19 protein-coding genes and 2 pseudogenes are annotated in these 21,423 nt (G+C 69.9%); 8 read left to right on the top strand and 13 right to left on the bottom strand.

What is annotated here, in order from left to right:
* Positions 1 to 158: 158 nt before the first annotated feature.
* Positions 159 to 1,694: an aminopeptidase P N-terminal domain-containing protein gene (locus ACPPVW_RS13435; protein WP_426623611.1), complete on the top strand. Its 1,536-nt coding sequence runs from the start codon at positions 159 to 161 to the stop codon at positions 1,692 to 1,694.
* 98 nt (positions 1,695 to 1,792) lie between these two features.
* On the opposite strand, the gene ACPPVW_RS13430 is transcribed toward ACPPVW_RS13435, so the two are convergent.
* Complete coding sequence (locus tag ACPPVW_RS13430; protein ID WP_426623610.1) at positions 1,793 to 2,410, bottom strand: general stress protein; 618 nt, start codon at positions 2,408 to 2,410, stop codon at positions 1,793 to 1,795.
* Between the two features lie 57 nt (positions 2,411 to 2,467).
* On the opposite strand from ACPPVW_RS13430, the gene ACPPVW_RS13425 reads away from it, so the two are divergent.
* The 3 genes from ACPPVW_RS13425 to ACPPVW_RS13415 are packed head-to-tail and all read left to right on the top strand — an operon-like array spanning position 2,468 to position 5,448.
* Positions 2,468 to 3,781, top strand: coding sequence for a magnesium transporter MgtE N-terminal domain-containing protein (locus tag ACPPVW_RS13425; protein ID WP_426623609.1), 1,314 nt, complete (start codon positions 2,468 to 2,470; stop codon positions 3,779 to 3,781).
* Positions 3,768 to 4,292 (top strand): DUF1003 domain-containing protein, encoded by a 525-nt coding sequence (locus tag ACPPVW_RS13420; RefSeq protein WP_426623608.1) that lies wholly within the window; start codon positions 3,768 to 3,770, stop codon positions 4,290 to 4,292. The genes ACPPVW_RS13425 and ACPPVW_RS13420 overlap by 14 nt, the downstream gene beginning before the upstream one ends.
* Positions 4,285 to 5,448, top strand: coding sequence for a P-loop NTPase (locus ACPPVW_RS13415; protein WP_426623607.1), 1,164 nt, complete (start codon positions 4,285 to 4,287; stop codon positions 5,446 to 5,448). Before ACPPVW_RS13420 ends, ACPPVW_RS13415 begins: the two co-directional genes overlap by 8 nt.
* 96 nt (positions 5,449 to 5,544) lie before the next feature.
* On the opposite strand, the pseudogene ACPPVW_RS13410 reads toward ACPPVW_RS13415, so the two are convergent.
* The 3 genes and pseudogenes from ACPPVW_RS13410 to ACPPVW_RS13400 form a co-directional block, all read right to left on the bottom strand.
* Positions 5,545 to 5,874, bottom strand: a pseudogene (locus ACPPVW_RS13410) (aspartate aminotransferase family protein); the annotation flags it as partial.
* A pseudogene (locus ACPPVW_RS13405) lies at positions 5,861 to 7,234 on the bottom strand (MFS transporter). The pseudogenes ACPPVW_RS13405 and ACPPVW_RS13410, both read right to left, overlap by 14 nt.
* 111 nt (positions 7,235 to 7,345) lie before the next feature.
* Entirely contained in the window at positions 7,346 to 7,705 is a 360-nt protein-coding gene (locus tag ACPPVW_RS13400; RefSeq protein ID WP_426623606.1) for a Sec-independent protein translocase TatB, read from the bottom strand.
* Between the two features lie 81 nt (positions 7,706 to 7,786).
* Between ACPPVW_RS13400 and ACPPVW_RS13395 the strand changes: the two genes are divergently transcribed.
* On the top strand, positions 7,787 to 8,419 hold the full coding sequence (locus ACPPVW_RS13395; protein ID WP_426623605.1) for an O-methyltransferase: 633 nt from the start codon (positions 7,787 to 7,789) through the stop codon (positions 8,417 to 8,419).
* Between the two features lie 74 nt (positions 8,420 to 8,493).
* Here ACPPVW_RS13395 and ACPPVW_RS13390 read toward each other — a convergent pair whose 3' ends face one another.
* From ACPPVW_RS13390 to dapE, 3 genes are all read right to left on the bottom strand, one after another.
* Positions 8,494 to 8,667, bottom strand: a complete 174-nt coding sequence (locus ACPPVW_RS13390; protein WP_021764147.1) for a DUF3117 domain-containing protein — start codon at positions 8,665 to 8,667, stop codon at positions 8,494 to 8,496.
* A gap of 113 nt (positions 8,668 to 8,780) precedes the next feature.
* Positions 8,781 to 10,028: a hypothetical protein gene (locus ACPPVW_RS13385; protein WP_426623604.1), complete on the bottom strand. Its 1,248-nt coding sequence runs from the start codon at positions 10,026 to 10,028 to the stop codon at positions 8,781 to 8,783.
* The gene (gene dapE, locus ACPPVW_RS13380; RefSeq protein WP_426623603.1) at positions 9,997 to 11,079 is read right to left on the bottom strand and encodes a succinyl-diaminopimelate desuccinylase; all 1,083 of its coding nucleotides are present in this window, start codon (positions 11,077 to 11,079) and stop codon (positions 9,997 to 9,999) included. The genes ACPPVW_RS13385 and dapE overlap by 32 nt, the downstream gene beginning before the upstream one ends.
* Before the next feature lie 17 nt (positions 11,080 to 11,096).
* Here dapE and dapD point away from each other — a divergent pair, with 17 nt between their 5' ends.
* Positions 11,097 to 12,086 carry a 2,3,4,5-tetrahydropyridine-2,6-dicarboxylate N-succinyltransferase gene (gene dapD, locus ACPPVW_RS13375; RefSeq protein WP_426623602.1) on the top strand — a complete coding sequence of 330 codons (990 nt, stop codon included), beginning with the start codon at positions 11,097 to 11,099 and terminating at the stop codon, positions 12,084 to 12,086.
* 83 nt (positions 12,087 to 12,169) lie between these two features.
* On the opposite strand, the gene ACPPVW_RS13370 is transcribed toward dapD, so the two are convergent.
* Genes ACPPVW_RS13370 through pdhA form a run of 3 tightly spaced genes read right to left on the bottom strand, consistent with a single transcriptional unit; the run spans position 12,170 to position 15,689 of the window.
* On the bottom strand, positions 12,170 to 13,558 hold the full coding sequence (locus ACPPVW_RS13370; RefSeq protein WP_426623601.1) for a dihydrolipoamide acetyltransferase family protein: 1,389 nt from the start codon (positions 13,556 to 13,558) through the stop codon (positions 12,170 to 12,172).
* On the bottom strand, positions 13,558 to 14,568 hold the full coding sequence (locus ACPPVW_RS13365) for an alpha-ketoacid dehydrogenase subunit beta (protein ID WP_426623600.1): 1,011 nt from the start codon (positions 14,566 to 14,568) through the stop codon (positions 13,558 to 13,560). The genes ACPPVW_RS13370 and ACPPVW_RS13365 overlap by 1 nt, the downstream gene beginning before the upstream one ends.
* The gene (gene pdhA / locus ACPPVW_RS13360) at positions 14,565 to 15,689 is read right to left on the bottom strand and encodes a pyruvate dehydrogenase (acetyl-transferring) E1 component subunit alpha (RefSeq protein WP_426626302.1); all 1,125 of its coding nucleotides are present in this window, start codon (positions 15,687 to 15,689) and stop codon (positions 14,565 to 14,567) included. Before pdhA ends, ACPPVW_RS13365 begins: the two co-directional genes overlap by 4 nt.
* 189 nt (positions 15,690 to 15,878) lie before the next feature.
* On the opposite strand from pdhA, the gene ACPPVW_RS13355 reads away from it, so the two are divergent.
* Entirely contained in the window at positions 15,879 to 16,340 is a 462-nt protein-coding gene (locus tag ACPPVW_RS13355; protein WP_426623599.1) for an Lrp/AsnC family transcriptional regulator, read from the top strand.
* A 117-nt stretch (positions 16,341 to 16,457) separates the two neighbouring features.
* Here the strand turns inward: ACPPVW_RS13355 and ACPPVW_RS13350 are convergent, their stop codons facing one another.
* Together ACPPVW_RS13350 and ACPPVW_RS13345 are read right to left on the bottom strand one after the other, a co-directional pair.
* The gene (locus ACPPVW_RS13350) at positions 16,458 to 18,773 is read right to left on the bottom strand and encodes a polyribonucleotide nucleotidyltransferase (protein WP_426623598.1); all 2,316 of its coding nucleotides are present in this window, start codon (positions 18,771 to 18,773) and stop codon (positions 16,458 to 16,460) included.
* A gap of 383 nt (positions 18,774 to 19,156) precedes the next feature.
* Positions 19,157 to 19,591, bottom strand: a complete 435-nt coding sequence (locus ACPPVW_RS13345) for a VanZ family protein (protein WP_426623597.1) — start codon at positions 19,589 to 19,591, stop codon at positions 19,157 to 19,159.
* 18 nt (positions 19,592 to 19,609) lie between these two features.
* On the opposite strand from ACPPVW_RS13345, the gene ACPPVW_RS13340 reads away from it, so the two are divergent.
* Entirely contained in the window at positions 19,610 to 20,791 is a 1,182-nt protein-coding gene (locus ACPPVW_RS13340; RefSeq protein WP_426623596.1) for a low temperature requirement protein A, read from the top strand.
* A 235-nt stretch (positions 20,792 to 21,026) separates the two neighbouring features.
* Here the strand turns inward: ACPPVW_RS13340 and rpsO are convergent, their stop codons facing one another.
* Positions 21,027 to 21,296, bottom strand: coding sequence for a 30S ribosomal protein S15 (gene rpsO, locus ACPPVW_RS13335; protein WP_055919394.1), 270 nt, complete (start codon positions 21,294 to 21,296; stop codon positions 21,027 to 21,029).
* Positions 21,297 to 21,423 lie beyond the last annotated feature (127 nt).

The raw sequence follows: 21,423 nt of genomic DNA, 5'->3' as shown, positions 1-21,423 counted from the left end.
ATCAGCGGTCGAGTCGATGCGGAACACCGGGCGGCCATTCCACTCAAGCCATCTACGCGGCAAAGGATGGTCAGCCATACCCGGTGTCCCTGGGAGCGGTCGAGAGCTTACTGAGACTCCCAATCCACACGGATCAAACGTAAGGAAGAATGGTCGACATGTCGTCCGAGAACACCACCGCCCCCGCCACCGCAGAGCAGGACACCCCGCGCGCGACCGCGAACCGGTCCACCACGCCCGGTTCCGAGGCATTCCGGGCGTACATCGGCAGCAATTGGGCGGATCGTCCTGAGATCCTCCCCGGCGCCCGCGGGCAGGCGTCGTACGCCGCCGCCCGCCGCGCCCGCGTGTCCGAACTGTACCCGGGGCGCCGGCTGATCATCCCCGCCGGACGGCTCAAGCAGCGCTCCAACGACACCGACTTCCCGTTCCGGGCGCACTCGGCTTTCGCGCACCTCACCGGGTGGGGCTCCGACTCCGAGCCGGGAAGCGTCCTCGTTCTCGAGCCGGCGGGTTCCGGCCACGAGGCGACGCTCTACTTCCGTGAGCGCGCGGGCCGCGACTCGGACGAGTTCTACGCCAACCCCGAGATCGGTGAGTTCTGGATCGGGCCGCGCCCGTCGCTCGCGCAGGTCGCCAGCAACCTCGACCTCCCGACTCGCGGCATCGCCGACGTGGAGGCCGTGCTCGACGCGATCGACGCCTCCACTCTGGTGCTGCGCGAGGCCGATCCGGAACTCACCGACCGCGTGGACGCGGCGCGCCTGGTCCTCGCGGCCGAGGCGGGCGACGACCTCACTGCGTTCGACCCCGACGATCATGGCGACGACGACGGCCTCGCACGCGACCTGTCCGAACTGCGTCTGGTCAAGGACGCCTTCGAGGTCGCCGAGCTGCGCGCGGCCATCGCGGCGACCGCCGCCGGTTTCGACGACGTGATCGGCGACCTCCCCCGCATCGTCGCGCACCCGCGCGGCGAGCGGCTCGTGGAGGGCGTCTTCAACGGCCGCGCCCGCGCCGATGGGAACGCGGTGGGCTACGACACGATCGCCGCGAGCGGCCCGCACGCCTGCATCCTGCACTGGACGCGCAACGACGGCCCTGTGGTGCCGGGCGACCTCATCCTGCTCGACGCTGGCGTGGAGGTCGACAGCCACTACACTGCCGATATCACCCGCACTTTCCCCATCGACGGCACGTTCACCGAAACCCAGCGCCTGGTCTACGAGACGGTCCAGGAGGCCGCGGACGCCGCGTTCGCCATCGTGCGCCCCGGCATCCGGTTCCGAGAGATCCACGCGGCCGCGATGGCCGTGATCGCCCGCCGCACGGGCGAGTGGGGGCTGCTGCCGGTGTCCGCCGAGGAGGCGCTGGAGACCGACAACCAGCACCACCGTCGCTACATGGTGCACGGCACGAGCCACCACCTCGGGCTGGATGTGCATGACTGCGCCCAGGCCCGGCGCGAGATGTACCTCGACGGCGTGCTGGAGCCCGGCATGGTCTTCACCATCGAGCCAGGACTCTACTTCCAGCCCGACGACCTGACGGTGCCGGAGCGGTTCCGCGGCATCGGCGTGCGCATCGAGGACAACATCCTGGTGACGGCCGACGGCGCCGAGAACCTCTCGATCGCCCTCCCCCGCACCGCGGACGACGTGGAGGCCTGGGTGCGCCGCCTCGGCGCCCGCTGAGCGCTCTGCGCGCGCGAGCGCGCCTCCCTCGCATGCCGAGGGGCACGTTAACGCCCCTAAAACGCGGTTTTAGGGGCGTTAACGTGCCCTTCGATCGTCTACGCGGGCGGGGTGGGCGGCCGCGGGTCGTCGCCGGCCGTGCCTCCGGCCGGCGGCGCGGCCGGAGGCACGGGCGGCGGGTCGGACGGATGCTGCGGCTGCACCCAGCCTCCGGGGGCCGGGGCGATGTCCGGCTGGCCGTCGAGGAGGTTGCGCGCCCGGTGGACGAGATCGTGGTCGACCAGCACCGAGTAGCTCGTGGCGATCACCTGCATCACCGATGTGTAGTCGCGGCGCCGCCGGTTGATCGCGTACGACACGATGCCGAAGAGCATCCCGAACCCGGCGCCGAGGAGCACCGCGGCGATCACGAAGGCGTAGCTGACCGCCGGCGAGAAGATGAGCAGCAGCAGGCCGAAGAAGATGCCGAGCCAGGCGCCGGAGGCCGCACCCGCCAGCGCGACCCGGCCCCAGGTCAGCTTGCCGGTCACGCGCTCGACGCTTTTGAGGTCGCTGCCGACGATCGAGACCTTGTCCACAGGGAAGTCCGCGCGGGCCAGGACGTCGACGGCCTGCTGCGCGTCGAGGTAGGTCTCGTAGGCGGCCACGACCTCGCCCCGAGGCATCGTCGGGAAGAGCATCCGGTTTCGTCCGCCGAGCGGGCTTGGAGTGGTCATCGCTCCATTGTCCCATCCTCACCGTCCGCCCGGCCGGAAGGGCTTAAGTTATTAGTCGTGAGTACCCGCATCTTCGTCGCCCGCCTGGCCGGCACCAGCGTGTTCGATCCGGTCGGCGACCGGGTCGGCCGTGTCCGCGACGTCCTGGTGGTGTACCGCAAAGCCGATCCGCCGAGCGTCGTCGGTCTCATCGTGGAGATCCCGGGCAAGAGGCGCGTGTTCCTCTCGATCGGGCGCGTGACCAGCATCTTGAGCGGCCAGATCATCACCAACGGCCTGATCAACGTGCGGCGCTTCGAGCAGCGTGGCGGGGAGGTCCGGGTCATCGCCGAGCTGCTCGGCCGCAAAGTCGTCTTCACCGACGGCACCGGCGAGGCGACCATCGAGGACGTCGCGATCGAGGAGTCCGACACCGGTGAGTGGGCGGTCAGCCAGCTCTTCGTGCGCCGGCCCAAGGCCGGCTCCTCCCCGTTCGGCAAAGGGCCGACCACCTTCGCGAGTTGGAACGAGGTGCGCGAGAAGCAGGCGCGCGGCGAGGCGCAGTCGGCCGAACAGCTCATCGCGACCTACTCGGAGCTCAAGCCCGCCGACCTCGCCAACACCCTCCTCGACCTCCCGCAGCAGCGCATGCTGGAGGTCGCAGAGGAGCTCCCCGACGACCGCCTGGCCGACGTCCTGGAGGAGATGCCCGAGAGCGAGCAGGTGCAGATCCTCTCCCAGCTCGACGACGACCGCGCCGCCGACGTGCTCGACCAGATGGAGCCCGACGACGCCGCCGACCTCATCGCCCAGCTCTCCGAAGAGCGCGGCGAGCACCTTCTGGAGCTCATGGAGCCGGAGGAGGCGGAGGATGTGCGCATGCTCCTCAGCTACGCACCGGAGACCGCCGGCGGCCTGATGACCACCGAGCCGATCATTGTCTCGGCCGACGCCACCGTCGCAGAGGGCCTCGCGCTCATCCGCCGACACGAGCTCGCACCAGCGCTCGGCGCCGCCGTGTGCGTCACCCTGCCGCCGTACGAGGCGCCCACCGGGCGATTCCTCGGCATCGTGCACTTCCAGCGGATGCTGCGCTACCCGCCGCACGTGCGCCTCGGCACCCTGCTCGATCCGAGCCTGGAGCCGGTGACCGCCGACACCTCGGCGGCCGAAGTGTCGCGCATCCTCGCCAGCTACAACCTCGTCTCCGTCCCGGTCGTGGACGAGAAGCATCGGCTCGTCGGGGTGGTGACCATCGACGACATCCTCGACTACCTGCTCCCCGACGATTGGCGAAGTCAAGACGAGGACGAGCCCGTGAAGGCCCCGTCCGACGAGACCGGCAGCATTCGCATCGTGAACGGAAGGAGGGGCGCAAGTGGCACGAGGTAGGCAGGACGAGCGACTGGACGCCCCGAAGGGCCTCCGCACCACGGTGCTCCCCCGGCGCGACCCGCTCGAGCGGAGCGACCGGTTCGGACGGTTCACCGAGTGGATCGCGCGCGCAATGGGCACGCCGTGGTTCATTCTCGGGCTCACGCTCTTCGTGCTCGCGTGGATGCTGTGGAACACGCTCGCGCCGAACGCCTGGCGGTTCGACTCCGCAGCGCTCGGCTTCATCGCCTTGACGCTGGTGCTCTCACTGCAGGCGTCGTACGCTGCCCCGTTGATCCTGCTCGCGCAGAACCGGCAGGACGACCGCGACCGCGTGCAGATCGAGCAGGACCGCCAGCGCGCCGAGCGGAACCTCGCCGACACCGAGTATCTGGCCAGGGAGGTCGTGGCACTGCGCCTGGCGGTCAGGGACATGGCCACGAAAGACTTCATCCGCGCCGAGCTGCGCGCGCTGCTGGAGGACCTCGAGAAGGGCGAGCCCGACGAGGGCGGACGCGCGCGTGCCTGAGCCCGACCTCGCCGCCCCCGATCTCGCGCGTCTCGTCGAGCGGGCACTGGCCGACGTCCTCGATCCCGAGATCCGCAAGCCGGTCACCGATCTCGACATGATCGGCGGTGTGGAGGTCGACGTGACCGGCCACGCGACCGTCCAGGTGAAACTCACCATCGTCGGCTGCCCCGCCGCCGACGCCATCGAGCGCGAGGTGCGCACGGCGACCGCCGCGGTGCCCGGCGTCTCCGCCGTGACCGTGGACGTCTCGGTGATGTCGCCCGCCGAGCGCGCGGCGCTGACCGAGAAGCTGCGCGGAGGGCGGGCGGCCAGAGCGCAGCAGTTCGGGCCGGACTCCCTGACCCGCATCTACGCCGTCACCAGCGGCAAGGGCGGCGTCGGCAAGTCCACCATCACCGCGAACCTGGCTGTCGCGCTCGCCGAGCGCGGCCTGCGGGTCGGGGTGGTGGACGCCGACGTGCACGGCTTCTCGGTGCCCGGCCTCCTCGGCCTGACCGACGTCGACGGCGTCGCGGTGCGTCCCACCCGCGTGGACGACATGATCCTGCCGCCGGTGGCCTACGGCGTGAAGGTGATCTCGATCGGGATGTTCGTCGACTCGGCCTCCGCCGCGGTCGCCTGGCGCGGCCCGATGCTGCACCGGACCATCCAGCAGTTCCTCGGAGACGTCTTCTTCGGCGACCTGGATGTTCTGTTGCTCGACCTCCCGCCCGGCACGGGCGACGTGGCGATCTCGGTGGGGCAGCTGCTGCCGCAGGCCGAGGTGCTCGTCGTCACCACCCCGCAGCCGGCAGCGGCCGACGTCGCTGAGCGCTCCGGCATCGTCGCCCGGCAGACCGGCCAGCGGATCGTCGGCGTCATCGAGAACATGGCGGGCCTCGCCCAGCCCGACGGCAGCGTGCTGGAGCTGTTCGGCTCTGGTGGAGGGGCCGAGGTCGCGCGCCGGCTCAGCGCAGGCCAGGACGACGCGGTCCCGCTGCTGGCGAGCGTACCGCTGAGCGTCCCCCTGCGCGCCGGTGGGGACGCCGGTGCGCCGATCGTCGTCACCGACCCGCAGGACCGGGCGGCCGTCGCCATCCGCGCGGTGGCCGCCGGCCTCGCGGTGCGACCTCGGGACCTCCCCCGCCGCAAACTCCCGCTCTCGCCCCGCTGACACACCGCCGAGTGCGCGAACTCTCTGCGTACTCGGCGGTTTTCAGCGGAATTCGTGCGTACTCGACGGGTTCGGTGGGGGCGGAGGTCAAGGGGGGCGCCAGGCCTCGCGCGCGGTCTTCACCGCGAGCAGGCACGACTCGGTGCCGCCGGCGGTCACCGAGCCCACGACCTCGTCGCCGCCGTGGAGGAGCTCGCGGGCGAACCCGAGCACCTCACGTTCCATGACGGCTACCGAGGTGAACGTGGTGGGGTCGAGCCCGTTGACCGGCTGCACCAGGCGCATCGCGGCCGCGGCGAGCTCGTCGAGCTCGGCGATGCCGGAGTCGTAGACATAGCTGAGCACGTGCCCGCCGTGCGTCGGCGCATCGGCCGCGCGCAGCGCGGAGAGCCGGGCGAGGATCGCGGTCCCGTCAAAGGACGTCATCGATGTCCCCCTTCCGCAGCCGGTAGCGGGCGAGCGGCATGAGGCTGACCGCCACGATCCCCGCCGGGATCAGACTGAAGGCGAGCACGATTCCCGCGACCGCGTTCGTCGGCTGGCTGATGCCCGACGTCACGGCAGAAGGATCGGCCTAGCCCGAGATGTAGCCGGCGATGCCGATGACCGTGGTGAACGCCGCGGCCCCCAGCGCCATCCCGGTCGTCTCCCCCGCCGTCCACATGCCACCGAATGTCCCCGCCCGACCGGGGTCGTTGCGGCGGGCGTCGTGCGAGATCACGTCCGGCAGCATCGACATCGGAAGCGACTGCATCCCGGCGTAGGCGCACCGGCGAGGGCCACCGACGCGTAGACCCACGCGCCGGGGAACCAGATCAGCAGCACCATCGACAGGGCGGGGACGCCGAAGAGCGCGCTCGCGATCCCGAAGCCCCGCTCCTTGCCGATCCGGCGCGCCGCGATCCCCCAGACCGGTGTGATGACGAGCGCGGGGCCGATCAGCGCGAGGAAGAGGAGCGTCACGGCGTCCTCGGAGTGCAGCACCCAGGTCGCGACGTAGTTCGCGCCGGTCAGCATCATCCCGGTCGCGAGGCCCTGCAGCAGGAACGTCAGCAGAAGCGCCCGGAACGGCTGGCTGTCCCGGAGCGCGCCGATACCGGCCGCGTAGTTGGTGCGGAGCGTGACCAGCACGCTTTCCCGCGGCAGAAGAACGGCGGCCGGCTCGTGGCGCGGCGCGACGAACGCGGAGACGAACATGCCCGCCCCGATCACGAGTCCCGCCACGAGCGCCATGACGAAGTACGCGGCGAACCCGGAGCCGGGGACGAGCGAGCGCAGCGCCGGTCCGCCCGCGCCGAACAGCAGGATGGCGAACGTGAGCACGACCACCCGCCAGGTCAGCAGCCGGGTGCGCTCGTCGTAGCCGGGCCAGCTCGGCCGGGAGGGCGATGTACGGCACCTGGAAGAGGCTGAACGCGGTCGCTGTGATCAGGAAGGCCAGGAAGACCCACAGCGCCGACAAGCCCGTCGGGGTTCCGGGAGGCACGGCGAAGGTCAGCAGGAAGAACACCGGCAGCGCCACCGCCCCGACCAGCATCATCGCGCGCCGGGAGCCGCGCGCGCTCAGCATCCGGTCGCTGCGTGCCCCGATCACCGGATCGACGATGACGTCCCAGATCTTGGCGACCGTCACGACGGCGCCCGCCACGAACGCGGCGACCCCGAGCGACTCGGTCAGGTAGTAGACGAGGACGAGCCCGGGGAGCGTCGCGAAGCCTCCGGTGCCGAGCGACCCGACGGCGTAACGGGCGACAGTCGACCGAGTCAGCGACTGTTGCGTTGCGATCGTTCCCGCATCGTATTGGATGCACAGGCGTATCGGAGCGTCACCTCATCGGCGATGCGCAAGCGACCGTGGAGTGTCTCCTGCGACGCTGAGGTGGATTCGTACGGCCGCTCAGGTGGATTCGGCATCGAAGGGCGGCACGGAGCCGGCGGGGAGGGCGTCCGCGGACTTCATATACGCCGACTGCGTCACGGGCTTGATGGCCGACGGAGCGGGCGTGTTGTCCATCAAGGCCTCGCGGACGATGCGCCGGGGGTCGTACTGACGGGGATCGAGCTTCTTCCAGTCCACGTCGTCGAACTCGGGGCCCATCTCCTCTTTCATGCGCGCCTTGGCACCGTTGGCCGTGTCGCGCATCGAACGGATGAACTGACTGAACTTGGCCGCATACAGCGGCAACCGCTCGGGCCCGATGAGGAACGCGGCTATCACCGCTATTATGAGGAGTTTCTCCGGAGTCAGGCCGAACACACATAAAGAGTATCGCGCGCGGCTGCACGAATGCTGGATACCGTGGGCCTATTCTGGATCGGGGCCACCGACGGGAGAACTGTGTCAGACAAGGACTCGAACTGGAGATTCGCCGACGACATCATCGTCGAGAGCGAAGTGATCACGCGAGCACGACAGCAGTCCCTCGAACTGGGCGTCGAGCCCATCGCTCCGAGCACGGGTGCCCAGTCGGCGGTCGTGGTCGCGGCGACGGCCGCCGAGAATATCGTCGAGATCGGCACCGGTGTCGGCGTCTCCGGCCTGTGGCTCCTCACCGGAGGCACGCAGGCCCAGCTGACCAGCATCGACGTCGAGGTCGACCACCAGCAGCACGCGCGCACGTTCTTCACCGAGGCCGGGATCGCGGCCAATCGGGTCCGGCTGATCACCGGGCGGGCGCTCGACGTGCTCCCCCGGATGAACGAGAACTCCTACGACATCGTCTTCATCGACGCCGACCCGCAGTCGGTGATCGAGTACGTCGAGCACGGCCTCCGGCTCGTCCGTCCCGGCGGCACGGTACTGGTCGCCCGTGCGCTTTGGCGCGGCAGGGTCGCCGATCCTGCCGCCCGCGACCCTCTCTCGAGCGGCTACCGCACGCTGATCACCGAGACGGCGGCCTCCGGGGCCGTCATCAGCGCGCTCTCGCCCGCGGCGGACGGGCTGCTGCAGATCACGAAGCTCACGCCGTAGGCCGACGGCCACTCCTGCCCGGACACGGAGAAGAGGCCCCGATCACCCGGGGCCCCTTCTCATCGGGTCGATCCTCAGGAGGCGCTCACGACACTGGCGAGAGCGTCGTGGAGCTCCTTGGCCTCCGCGTCATTGACGGAGACGACCAGACGTCCCCCACCTTCGAGCGGCACTCGCACGATGATGAGCCGTCCCTCCTTCACAGCCTCCATCGGCCCGTCCCCGGTCCTCGGCTTCATGGCCGCCATGCAGCTCCCCTTTCGTGGATGTCGCCTCTATTATCCGTCATCCGCGGCGGACGGGGGAAATCGCCCGTCTACCCCAGTGCGCAATGGGCCGCGCAAGAGCGCATGGCAACCCGTCACGGGGGCGACCAGTCGGCGCCGTCGACCCCCCAGCAGATCGCGATCCAGCCCACCTGCAGCAGCAGGCAGAGCACGACGATCCCGACCCGGTACACGCGGCTCTTCGGCATCGCGACGACGCCCAGCAGCGGGAAGAGCGGCATCAGGATCCGGAAGGTGCTCGACTGCGGGAAGAACACGGCGAGCAGGTAGAGCGAGTAGGCGGCGATCCAGAACCGCAGGTCGACGCCGAGCCGGCGCACGGCGGGCGAGAACAGCAGCACGGCGAAGACCGCCACGATCAGCACCATGGCGACGACGCCGATCCAGCCGGGGACGCCCAACATCACGCTCGCCCACCAGTCAGCGCCCTCGAACCACGAGGTGAACGGCACCAGATGCGTGTAGCCGATGTAGGGCGCGCGCCAGGCCAGCTCGGTGTCGGTGTACGCGGTCAGCGAGCCGGTCGCCGCGGCGGCGATCGCCGGCCACGCGAGCCCCGCGACCGCGCTGAACACCGCGAGCCCCGCACTCAGTGCCCGCTCCCGGACCGGGAACGGCTCGCGTCTCCTGCGCACCCAGCGATAGATCACGTGGAGGCCGACGGCCAGCGCAAAGGCGAGGCCGCTCGGGCGCGTGAACGCCATCACCAGAACCACGGGGAACAGCCATCCGTACCTCCGCTCGACGAGCAGGAGGAGGGCCATCGCCAGCAGCAGGAGGTAGAGCGCCTCGGCGTAGGCGACCTGGTACAGCGGGGAGACCGGCGCGACGCAGAACAGCACGACCGCGAACAGGCTGGTCGACGAGCCGAGGCCGACGCGCAGCATCAGCCGGTAGAACACCAGGGCCGCTCCCGCAGCGCACGTGAGCGACACGAGCACGGCGGCCGGCGACCACGGGAGCCGAGTGACGAACATGACGACGTCGACAAGCCACGGGTAGCCGGGAAGGAATGCCCAGGCGTTCTCGGTGACATGGAGGCCGTCGGCCGACGGCAACGACGCGGGGTACCCCCAGCCGGCGACGATGTTGTACCAGAGGCCGTCCCAGATGGTCGCGTACGAGAAGTAGTCGGGGTGGGCGCCCGTCCACGGGTTCTTGCCCTGGTTCGCCGCGAAGATCAGCAGGATGACGGTCGTGACGACCCTGCTGGCGAGGAAGATCGCGAGGACCCGCACCCACCACCGCGACCACCAGGGAACGACGGGAGGGCCGACGGCCTCCTCCGCCTCAGCGGGCGCCGGGACCGCTGAGCCAGGCACGCAGGCCCGCCTCCACCGCGACGATCTGCTCCACGTCGACGCGCTCGTCGTCGGCGTGCGCCTTGAGCGGATCGCCCGGGCCGTAGTTGACCGCCGGGATGCCGAGGGCGCTGAACCGGGCCACGTCCGTCCAGCCGTACTTGGGCTTCGCGACGCCGCCGACGGCGGCGACGAACTCCCGCGCGAGCGGCGCGTCGAGCCCGGGCCGCGCGCCGTCCGCGCGGTCGACCACGGTGATCTCGTAGCCCGCGAACAGCTCGTGCATGAAGGCGATGGCCTCCTCCGTGCTGCGCGACGGCGCGAACCGGTAGTTGATGTGCACCATGGCCTCGTCGGGGATGATGTTGCCGGCCACCCCTCCCGAGATGCCGACGGCGTTGAGGCCCTCGCGGTACACCAGACCGTCGACCTCGACCTCGCGCGCGGTGTAGCCGGCGAGGAGGTCGAGGACCGGCGCGATCTTGTGGATGGCGTTGTCGCCCACCCAGCCGCGGGCCGAGTGCGCGCGCAGGCCGTAGGCACGGACCTCCACGCGCAGGTTGCCGTTGCAGCCGCCCTCGACCACGCCGTTGCTCGGCTCGCCGAGGATGGCGAAGTCGCCAACGAAGAGGTCGGGGCGATTGCGGGCGAGCCGGCCCAAGCCGTTCAGCTCGGCGTTGACCTCCTCGTGGTCGTACCACATCCACGTCACGTCGATCGCGGGGTCGGTGAGCTCGGCCGCGAGCTTGAGCTGCACGGCGACCCCGGCCTTCATGTCGACCGTGCCGCGGCCCCAGAGGTAGCGGACGCCGCCGTCCTCCTCGAACCGCGTGGGAAGGTTGCCGTTGAGCGGCACGGTGTCGATGTGCCCCGCGATCAGGGCACGGCGCTCGCGGCCCAGGTCGGTGCGCGCGACCACGGTGTCGCCGTCGCGGATGATCTCGAGGTGCGGCAGCGGCGACAGAGCCTCGACGATGGCGTCGGCGAGCGTCTGCTCGTCGCCCGAGACCGACTCGATGTCGCAGATCTGGCGCGTGAGGTCGATGGACGTGGCGGTGAGATCGAGAGGCACTCTACTAATCTAGGGGCATGCCTTCCCACTTTGCTGACGAGTATGCCGCGTCCGCGGACGCCCGCACCGCCTGGGGCTACGGCCTGGCGACGATCGCCGCAGACGGGACGGTCCTCGACACCTGGTTCCCCGAGCCGAAGCTCGGCGGCATCCCCACCGGCCGCGAGCGCTGGATTGCGCCGGCCGAACTGGAGGAGCTCGCGGGCGACGACGCGCGCCGTGACGTGCGCGTCGACATCGTGACCACGGAGGTCGACCTCGATGCCGCCCCGGCCTCCACCCCGGACGCATATCTGCGACTCCACCTGCTGTCGCACCTCCTGGTGCGCCCGAACACAGTGAACCTCGACGGCGTCTTCGCGCACCTTCCGATCGTGGCCTGGACGAACGCCGGCCCCGTGCTCCCGGCCGAGCTCGAGCGGCTGCGGCCGCGCCTGCAGCGGGCCGGGATCCACGTGACCGGCATCGACAAGTTCCCGCGCCTGCTCGACTACGTGACGCCCGACCGCGTGCGCATCGCTGACGCGTCGCGCGTTCGGCTCGGCGCCCACCTCGCCCCCGGCACCACCGTGATGCACGAAGGCTTCGTCAACTTCAACGCGGGCACACTCGGCTCGTCGATGGTCGAGGGCCGCATCTCGCAGGGCGTCGTGGTCGGCGACGGCTCCGACATCGGCGGAGGCGCCTCCATCATGGGCACACTCTCGGGTGGAGGCACGCAGCGCGTCGCGATCGGCGAGCGCGCGCTGCTCGGCGCCAACTCCGGCATCGGCATCTCGATCGGCGACGACACCGTCGTCGAGGCGGGACTTTACGTGACGGCGGGCACCAAGGTCGTCGTGGTCGACGGCCCGACCACCGCCGACGGCCGCCCGCAGACGGTCAAGGCGCTCGAGCTCTCGGGCGTCCCCGGTCTGCTGTTCCGCCGCAACTCGCTCACCGGCGCCGTGGAGGTGCTCCGCCGCTCCGGCACCGGAGCCGAACTCAACGCCGCCCTGCACGCCTGAACGCCCGCGGCTCCTTCATCTCCTTCGCCTCCTGCCGAGGGGCACGTCATGGTCGACGTGCCCCTCGGCGGTGGTCGAGCCTCTCAGACGAGGGCAAGGACGGAGGCGGGGTCGGCCAGGATGCGGCCGACGTCAGCCAGGAAGCGCGAGCCCTGCGCACCGTCGACGATGCGGTGGTCGAACGTGAGCGCGAGTGTCAGCACGTCGCGCAGGGCGATCCCGCCGTCGTGCTCCCACGGCTGGCGGCGCACGGCGCCCACGGCGAGGATGGCGGCCTCCCCGGGTGTCAGGATCGGGGTTCCCGCGTCCACGCCGAAGATGCCGACGTTGGTGATGGTGATGGTGCCGCCGGTGAGAGCCGACGGCGGTGTCTTGCCGGAACGGGCGGTCACGGCCAGCTCGCGGATCGCGCCCGAGAGCTCGGCGAGCGAGAGCGCGTCGGCGTCGCGGACGACCGGCACGAGCAGGCCGCGCGGCGTCGCCGCGGCGATGCCGACGTGGATGGCCCGGGTCTGCACGATCTCCTGAGCAGCCTCGTCCCAGCGCGAGTTGACCTCCGGCGTTCGACGAGCAGCGAGGCAGAGCGCCTTGGCGACCACCGCGAGCAGCCCGGGCCGGGCCTCCGCGAGGTCGGTGCGCGCCCGTAGCCGCTGGATGAGCTCGGTCGTCGGAGTCGCATCGACCGTGAGGAACACGGTGGCCTGCGGAGCGCCGAACGCGCTGCGGACCATCGCCTCGGCCGTCGCCTTGCGCACGCCGCGGATCGGGATGCGGAGCTCGTCCGCGGCCTCCCCGCCGGCGATGGCCGCAGCGGGCGCGGTCGTCTGCATGGTCGTCGGCACGGTCGTCGGCACAGGCGGCGCCTGGTAGGCGTCGAGGTCGGCGCGTGTGACGAGACCGCGCTCGCCCGTCCCGGTGACCGTCGCGAGGTCGATGCCGCGCTCACGTGCCAGCTTGCGGACGGGCGGCGTGGCGCGTGGACGCTCGCGCACCTGGGTCGCGGCCGGAGGCTCTGGCGCGGCGGCGATGGGCGCAGGAACAGACGGAGCGGCCGGAGGCACGGCCGGCTCGGTCGCGGTGTGAGCGGCCAGCCCGGGGCGAGCCCGGCGGGCCGGCCTGCCCTGCGCGTCGGGACGGGCGCCGTAGCCGACGAGCATCGGCTCGCGGGCCTCCTCCGTCTCGGTGCTCGGTTCTGCTTCGACGTCGAGACCCGGCTCCGTTCCCGGTGCCCCCGCCACCTCGAACGCCACCAGCGGTTCCCCCACCGAGACCGTGACGCCCGGCTCGACGTACAGCCGTGACACCGTGCCCGCGTACGGTGCCGGGAGCTCCACGAGCGCCTTGGCGGTCTCCACCTCGGCGATGATCTGGTTCAGCCGCACGGTGTCGCCCACGGCGACGTGCCAGCTCACCAGCTCCGACTCGGTCAGGCCCTCCCCCAGATCCGGGAGCGCGAAGTCCTTGACCGCCATCAGTCCTCCACTCCGCTCAGCGAGTTCGGCCGATCCAGGACACGGTCGATGCCGTCGAGGATGCGGTCGAGGTCGGGCAGGTGCGCGGCCTCCAACCGGGCGGGCGGATACGGGATGTCGTGACCGGTGATCCGCACGGGCGCGTGCTCCAGATGGTAGAAGCAGCGTTCGGTGATCGACGCCGAGATCTCGGCGCCGAGCCCTCCCGACAGTGCGGCCTCGTGCGTGACGACGAGCCGTCCGGTCTTGCGCACCGAGGAAGCCACGGTGTCGAGGTCGAGCGGCGACAGCGAACGGAGGTCGATGACCTCCACCGACACGCCTTCGTCGGCCGCGGCACGAGCCGCGTCGGTGGCCAACTGCACCAGGCCGCCGTAGGTGACCAGGGTGACGTCGGCGCCGGCCGCGACAACGCGGGCGGTGCCCATCGGCCGGGCGTCCTGCAGCGGGGCGTTCTCGTCGACGTCGCCCTTGGCGTGGTAGCGGCGCTTCGGTTCGAAGAACAGCACGGGATCGTCGGAGGCGATCGCCTGCTGGATGAGCGTGTACGCGTCCTGCGGGGTCGACGGGCTCACGACGCGCAGGCCGGCCGTGTGGGCGAAGTACGCCTCTGGCGAGTCGGAGTGGTGCTCGGCGGCGCCGATGCCGCCCGCGAACGGCACCCGGATGGTGATCGGCATGCGGACGGCGCCGGCGGTGCGGTAGTGCATGCGTGCGACCTGGCTGACGATCTGGTCGAACGCCGGGTAGATGAAGCCGTCGAACTGGATTTCGACCACCGGCCGCAGCCCGCGGTAGGCCATGCCGACGGCCGTGCCCAGAATGCCCGACTCGGCGAGCGGCGAGTCCATGACCCGGCGGGGGCCGAACTCGGTCTGGAGGCCGTCCGTCACGCGGAACACGCCTCCGAGCGTGCCGATGTCCTCCCCCATCAGAACGACACGGTCGTCGGCGGCGAGCGAGCGGCGCAAGCCGGCGTTGATGGCCTTGGCCATGGTGAGCGATGTCATCGGTCACCGCCCACGAACGTGCGCAGGTAGCGCGAGTAGTGGTCGCGCTCCCGGGCGAGGCCGGTATGCGGCTCGGCGTAGACGTTGTCGAACACCGTCAGCGGATCCGGGTCCTGCAGCGCGACGACGCCCGTGCGCATCTCGGAGGCGACGGCGTCGGCGTGCTCCTGGATGCCGGCGAGGCGTTCGGACGTCAGCAGGCCGGCGGCGGCGAGGTGCGCCTCCACCCGCGCGATCGGATCCTTGCCCCGCCATTCCTCGAGCTCAGCGGGATCGCGATAGCGGCTGGGGTCGTCGGCGGTCGTGTGCGGGCCCATGCGGTAGGTGACCGCCTCGATGAACGTCGGTCCGCCTCCACTGCGGGCGCGGTCGAGGGCGGAGCGGGTCACGGCCAGCACCGCGAGCACGTCGTTGCCGTCGACGCGCACGCTCGGGACGCCGAAGCCTGGAGCGCGCTCGGCGATCGGGCGCTGCGCCTGGAGGCCGACGGGCTCGGAGATGGCGTACTGATTGTTCTGGCAGAAGAAGATGACCGGGGCGGCGTAGGTGGCGGCGAAGATCAGTGCCTCGTTGACATCCCCCTCTGAGGTCGCTCCGTCGCCGAAGTACGCGATCGAGGCCGCGTCGGTGCCGTCGGCCTGGATGCCGATGGCGTAGCCGGTGGCGTGCAGGGTCTGGGCGCCGATGATCACCTGCGGGGTCGCCATGTTGATGTCGTAGGGGTTCCACCCGGACTGGGTCGTGCCTCGCCAGACGCGCAGCAGATCCACGAGTCCTGCGCCGCGGCAGTACGCCACGCCGTGCTCGCGGTAGCTGGAGAACGCGAAGTCGTCGCGGCGGAGCGCGCGTCCGGAGCCGATCTGGGAGGCCTCCTGGCCGAGGAGCGGCGGCCACAGGCCGAGCTCGCCCTGACGCTGCAGGGCGGTCGCCTCGGCATCGATGCGGCGAATGACGACCATGTCCTCGTAGAGGCCGAGGAGCTGCTCGGGGCCGATGTCGGAGACCCAGGCGTCGAAGCGGACGTCGCTGGTGCGCACGCCCTCAGGAGTCAACAGCTGGACGGTGTCCGCCCCAGCCGGAAGGTGGACGTCGTCCAGTCTGGTGTCGGGCTGATTGTCGATCGTCACGGTTCACGCAACCTTCACTCTCGCGTCCGGCCGGCGCGCTTGTGGCACGCCTGATCGGCTTCCGGCCTCCTTGCCGGAATTACCCGAAAGGTTACGCTGCGCGATCAGCGCGCACAACCAACGGCGTGTCGATTGTGCACGCTGCACTGTCGTCGGTGTGGAGGAAGTGCTAGCTTTCACACTATGCGCACGTTCGACAGCACCGACCGACGCATCGTCGTCGCGCTCGCCGACGACCCCCGATCGACCAACGTCTCCCTCGCCGATCGGCTCGGTCTCAGCCGCAACACCGTGCAGGCGCGGGTCGCCGAGCTGGAGCGCAGCGGGGCGTTCCTCTCGTTCGAGCGCCGCATCTCCGCGACAGCTGCGGGGTACCCGCTGGCGGCGTACGTGACCGTGCACGTGCAGCAGCAGAAGCTGGCGGAGATCGTGGACCATCTGGCCGGGATTCCCGAGATTGTGGAGGCGCACGGCCTGTCGGGGCCGTCGGACCTCCTGCTGCGGGTGGTCTGCACCGACGCGGAGGACCTGTTCCGGATCGCCGGCGCCATCCAGTCCACCGACGGCGTCGTCCGAGCCGAGACCTCCCTCGACATGGGCGAACTCATCCCCTACCGCCTGCGGCCGCTGCTCACCCGCGACTGACGTCGAGACGGCGCACTCTTCGGCTTCTCGAACGAATTCCCGCCATTTCGTGCCGTCTCGGTTGTGCACGAAGGCCGCGCCGACAGAGTCGACGCGGCCTTCGTGAACAGCAGGAGCTCAGCTCTCGACGGTCTCCACGGCGCCCTCGGCGGGCTCGGAGGGACCCTCGGATGCCGCGTCGCGGCCGTGGATGTCCGCCTCGTCGGCGAGCACCGGAGCCAGCGACAGCTTGCCGCGGTCGTCGATCTTGGTGATCTCGACCAGGATCTTCTGTCCGACACCGAGCACGTCCTCGACGTTCTCGACGCGCTTGCCGCCGGCGAGCTTGCGCACCTCGGAGATGTGCAGCAGGCCGTCCTTGCCGGGCACCAGCGAGATGAACGCGCCGAACGCGGCGATCTTGACGACGGTTCCGAGGAACTGCTCGCCGATCTCCGGGTTCGTCGGGTTCGCGATCGCGTTGACCTGGGCGCGAGCCGCCTCGGCCGCCGGGCCGTCGGTGGCGCCGATGTAGACGGTGCCGTCCTCCTCGATGGAGATCTCGGCGCCGGTCTCGTCCTGGATCGCGTTGATCGTCTTGCCCTTCGGGCCGATCAGCTCACCGATCTTGTCGACCGGGATCTGGACCGAGATCACGCGCGGCGCGGTCGGGGCCATCTCGTCCGGGGTGTCGATCGCGGCGTTCAGCACGCTGAGGATGGTCGTACGAGCATCCTTGGCCTGCTTGAGCGCGCCGGCCAGCACCGACGACGGGATGCCGTCGAGCTTGGTGTCGAGCTGGATCGCGGTGACGAACTCGCTGGTGCCTGCGACCTTGAAGTCCATGTCGCCGAGCGCGTCCTCCGCGCCCAGGATGTCGGTGAGCGCCGCGTAGCGGGTCTCACCGTCGACGACATCGGAGATCAGACCCATCGCGATGCCGGCGACCGGGGCGCGCAGCGGCACACCGGCGTTCAGCAGCGACAGGGTGGAGGCGCAGACGGAGCCCATCGAGGTGGAGCCGTTGGAGCTGAGCGCCTCGGACACCTGACGGATCGCGTACGGGAACTCCTCGCGAGTCGGCAGCACCGGCACGAGCGCGCGCTCGGCGAGGAAGCCGTGCCCGATCTCGCGACGCTTCGGCGAGCCGACGCGACCTGTCTCACCGGTCGAGTACGGCGGGAAGTTGTAGTGGTGCAGGTAGCGCTTCTTGGTGACCGGCGACAGCGAGTCGATCTGCTGCTCCATCTTGAGCATGTTCAGCGTGGTGACGCCCAGGATCTGGGTCTCGCCGCGCTGGAAGATCGCCGAGCCGTGGACGCGCGGGATTACCTGCACCTCGGCGTCGAGCGGACGGATGTCGGTCAGGCCACGGCCGTCGATGCGGATGCCCTCGCGCAGCACCCGACTGCGCATGACGACCTTCGAGACCGACTTGTAGGCCGCCGAGAGCTGCGTGAGCACCTCGGCGTCGAGGACACCGGCCTCGACCTTCTCGGTGAGGGCGACCTTGACGCGCTCCTTGAGCGCGTCGTCGGCGTTCTGGCGCTCGACCTTGTCGGCGATCTGGTAGACGTTCACCAGCTCGTCGTAGGCGAGACCGGCGACGTTGTCGTAGGTCTCCTTCGAGTACGGAAGGAACACCGGGTAGTCGGCGATCGCCTTCGCGGACTGCTGCGCGAGCACGGTCTGCGCGCCCACCAGCTGGCGGATGAACGGCTTGGCCGCCTCCAGCCCCTGGGCCACGACCTCTTCGTTCGGCTTGACGGCGCCGCCCTGGATCAGGTTCCAGCTGCCCTCGGTTGCCTCGGCCTCGACCATCATGATCGCGACATCGCCCTCGGAGCCGTCTTCGTTGGTGAGGACGCGACCGGCCACGATGAGGTCGAACACGGCCTCCTCGAGCTGCGAGGCCTTCGGGAACGCGATCCACTGGTCTTCGTGCTGCCCGTTGCCCGGGATGAGCGCGAGGCGCACGCCGGCGATCGGGCCGGAGAACGGCAGACCCGAGATCTGCGTGGAGGCGCTGGCCGCATTGATCGCCAGGGCGTCGTAGAACTCGTCCGGCGCGATGCTGAGGACGGTGATGACGATCTGGACCTCGTTGCGGAGGCCCTCGACGAACGACGGGCGCAGCGGGCGGTCGATCAGGCGGCAGACCAGGATGGCCTCCGTCGAAGGGCGACCCTCACGCCGGAAGAACGAGCCGGGGATCTTGCCGGCGGCGTACGAGCGCTCCTCGACGTCGACGGTCAGCGGGAAGAAGTCGAAGTTGTCCTTCGGGTGCTTGCCGGCGCTCGTCGCGCTCAGCAGCATGGTCTCCTCGTCGAGGTAGGCGGCGACGGCGCCCTGTGCCTGCTGGGCGAGGCGTCCGGTCTCGAACCGGACGGTGCGGGTGCCGAAGCGGCCGTTGTCGAGCACGGCTTCGGCGAATTTGATTTCGGGACCTTCCAAGAGGTCTTTCTCCTTTGTTTAACGTCGCAGCCCCGTCTGGGCGCGACTCCACACTGCGCCCGTGATCAGAATGAGCACAGGCGCTCGGAGCGAGCAGGCAGTTCGACACGGCTGTCCGTGTACGCGGCATCCCATGCGGGTGCGTGGGCTGAGCCCGTCTGGCCATCAGTAGAAATACACGGTTACGTCTGCGACGCATCCGGATACCACCACCGAGGACCAGCTCCTGCCAGCCTGCTCCAAATGGCCGGTGTTCTGCCGACCACCAGCATCCTATCAGCGAGGCTTCGCCGGATGTGAATGGGGCGGAGATTGCCTTCGGCATCTCTACGATCGGCCTCGACAATGCGCCGTGCGGGGATGTGCGCCGACAGTCAGCCTGCCTACGAGCTGCGGGAGGGCGTCGCATCCGGGCGCGACCGGCGCCCTCCCGCCACCAGAACCAGACCGATCCCGATGAGCGCGCCGAGGCTGTTGGCGACGATGTCCCGGGGGTCGCTGACCCGCGCCGGCTCGAACAGCTGGACGAACTCGATCGTCAAGGACGCGGCCACTCCGAGCAACAGGGCGAGCCAGCGCCGGTCGCGGCCGAGCAGCACGGAGAGCAGCACACCCATCGGCACGAACAGGAGGATGTTGGCCGTGAACTCGACGACATCGAAGTCGATCCAAGCGAGCGCCGGCGTGGCCGCGAACGAGGTGAGCAGCCCCTCCAGGAAGGTGTTGCGGTGCGGATCGCCGGGGAACGGGTTCAGCGTTATCCAGGCGACTGCGAGCAGGTAGAGTCCGGTGACGGCGAGGAGGAGGCGATGGCGCATCCTCCTATGCTTGCGCACATGAGCATCGCCTTCCGCGTCCCGATGTCCGGGCGCTCGACCGACGAGGAGCATCGCGTCTCCAGCCCGCTCGAGTTGCTCTTCGACCTGACCTTCGTCGTCGCGATCGCGCAGGTGTCGGCGCAGCTCGCGAACGCGAGCGAGCAGGGACACCTGCTGGAGAAGCTCGGCCCTTATCTCATGGTGTTCTTCGCCATCTGGTGGGCGTGGATGAACTTCACCTGGTTCGCATCGGCCTACGACACCGACGACGTGCCGTACCGGGTCATGACGCTCCTCCAGATGGGCGGTGTGCTGGTACTCGCTGCCGGCGTCCCCGCTGCGTTCGAGAAGGCGGAATTCACCGCCATAATCATCGGCTACGTCATCATGCGCCTGGCGATGGTCGGTCAATGGCTGCGCGCGGCCATCGAGCATCCGGACGGTCGCGCGACCGCGACCCGGTACGCGCTCGGGATCGCCGCGGTCCAGGTGCTCTGGATCGCCTGGGGCTTCCTCCCCGTCGGGTGGAAGATGTGGACCTTCCTGCTCGCGGCCCTCCTGGAACTGCTGGTGCCGGTGTGGGCGGAGCGGCCGGGGATGACCTCCTGGCATCCGCACCACATCGCCGAACGGTACGGGCTGTTCACGATCATCGTGCTCGGCGAGTCGGTCTCGGCGGCGGCGATCGGAGTGCAGAGCGGCTTGGCTGCGCACGGCGTCTCCGCTGCCCTCGTCGTCATCGCGGCGGCGGGGCTGGTGCTGCTCTTCGCGCTGTGGTGGCTGTACTTCCTCGAGCCGGCGGCGGAGGGCCTCCAGTCGAATCGTGGGAGGTCGTTCTACTGGGGCTACGGCCATTACTTCGTGTTCGCGTCGCTGGCCGCGCTCGGCGCCGGCCTGGAGGTGGCGGTGCAGCGCGGCGCCGCGCACGCCCACGTCTCGGACGTCGCCGTCGAGTACGCCGTCGCCGTGCCCGTGGTGGTGTTCCTGATCCTGCTCTACGTACTTCACGCGCCGCTGGTTCCGGAGGTCGTCGTCCGGCCGTTGAAGACGGGGATCGCGGTGCTGCTGGTTCTGGCCGCACCGCTGGCCTCCCCGGTGATCGGGCTGGCGGGGGTCACCGTGGTGATCGCCTTGGTCGCCGCCGCGCTCGTCGCGGCGACCCTCATCGACCGCAACGTGGCGGCCCGGCGCACGAGCTGAGGCGTCACTACATTCGCGTGAAATGCGTCGATACGCCGCCGCTACCGCGACATTCACGCCGAATCTTCGAATCGAGCGCTCGCGACATTCGCGCCGAATGCGGCGTCACAACGCGGCGAGCGCGACATTCGCGGCGAACCTGCCGGCGAACGCGGAACGGGCCGCCACCCGAAGGTGACGGCCCGTTCGCAAGAAGATCGCGGTATCGATCGAACCCGCATTCTCGACTCTGTCGTTATCGACGCAGCCCCAGACGCTCGATGAGGGCGCGGTAGCGGTTGATGTCGATGTCCGACAGGTAGCCGAGCAGGCGGCGACGCTGACCGACCAGGAGGAGCAGGCCACGACGCGAGTGGTGGTCGTGCTTATGCTCCTTGAGGTGCTCGGTGAGGTCTTTGATCCGCTTGGTCAGGATGGCGACCTGAACTTCGGGGGATCCGGTGTCACCGGGGTGGGTAGCGTACTCGTCGATGATCGCCTTCTTGGTCTCTGCATCCAGTGCCATAGACGGGATCCCCTTTCACTCGTTGCGCGGTGCCCGTGGCCTTGTGCCTGGGCTCTCTTTATCCGCGGCCGTTGGACGGCAACCTGAGGAGTCTACCAGAGACGGGCCTTCAACCCCGCCGCTGCGG

The organism is Leifsonia sp. McL0607 (genome assembly GCF_049993355.1).
Lineage (GTDB): Bacteria > Actinomycetota > Actinomycetes > Actinomycetales > Microbacteriaceae > Leifsonia.
The sequence above is the reverse complement of the archived record's forward strand: the minus strand, read 5'-3'. Positions and strand labels throughout refer to the sequence as shown.

Coding starts and splice junctions, on each gene's coding strand:
- ACPPVW_RS13435 (WP_426623611.1), top strand. CDS start 159: ATGTCGTCCGAGAACACCACCGCCCCCGCCACCGCAGAGCAGGACACC.
- ACPPVW_RS13430 (WP_426623610.1), bottom strand. CDS start 2,410: ATGACCACTCCAAGCCCGCTCGGCGGACGAAACCGGATGCTCTTCCCG.
- ACPPVW_RS13390 (WP_021764147.1), bottom strand. CDS start 8,667: ATGGCGGCCATGAAGCCGAGGACCGGGGACGGGCCGATGGAGGCTGTG.
- ACPPVW_RS13340 (WP_426623596.1), top strand. CDS start 19,610: ATGAGCATCGCCTTCCGCGTCCCGATGTCCGGGCGCTCGACCGACGAG.
- ACPPVW_RS13365 (WP_426623600.1), bottom strand. CDS start 14,568: ATGACATCGCTCACCATGGCCAAGGCCATCAACGCCGGCTTGCGCCGC.
- ACPPVW_RS13370 (WP_426623601.1), bottom strand. CDS start 13,558: ATGGCGGTCAAGGACTTCGCGCTCCCGGATCTGGGGGAGGGCCTGACC.
- dapD (WP_426623602.1), top strand. CDS start 11,097: ATGCCTTCCCACTTTGCTGACGAGTATGCCGCGTCCGCGGACGCCCGC.
- ACPPVW_RS13345 (WP_426623597.1), bottom strand. CDS start 19,591: ATGCGCCATCGCCTCCTCCTCGCCGTCACCGGACTCTACCTGCTCGCA.
- rpsO (WP_055919394.1), bottom strand. CDS start 21,296: ATGGCACTGGATGCAGAGACCAAGAAGGCGATCATCGACGAGTACGCT.
- ACPPVW_RS13355 (WP_426623599.1), top strand. CDS start 15,879: ATGCGCACGTTCGACAGCACCGACCGACGCATCGTCGTCGCGCTCGCC.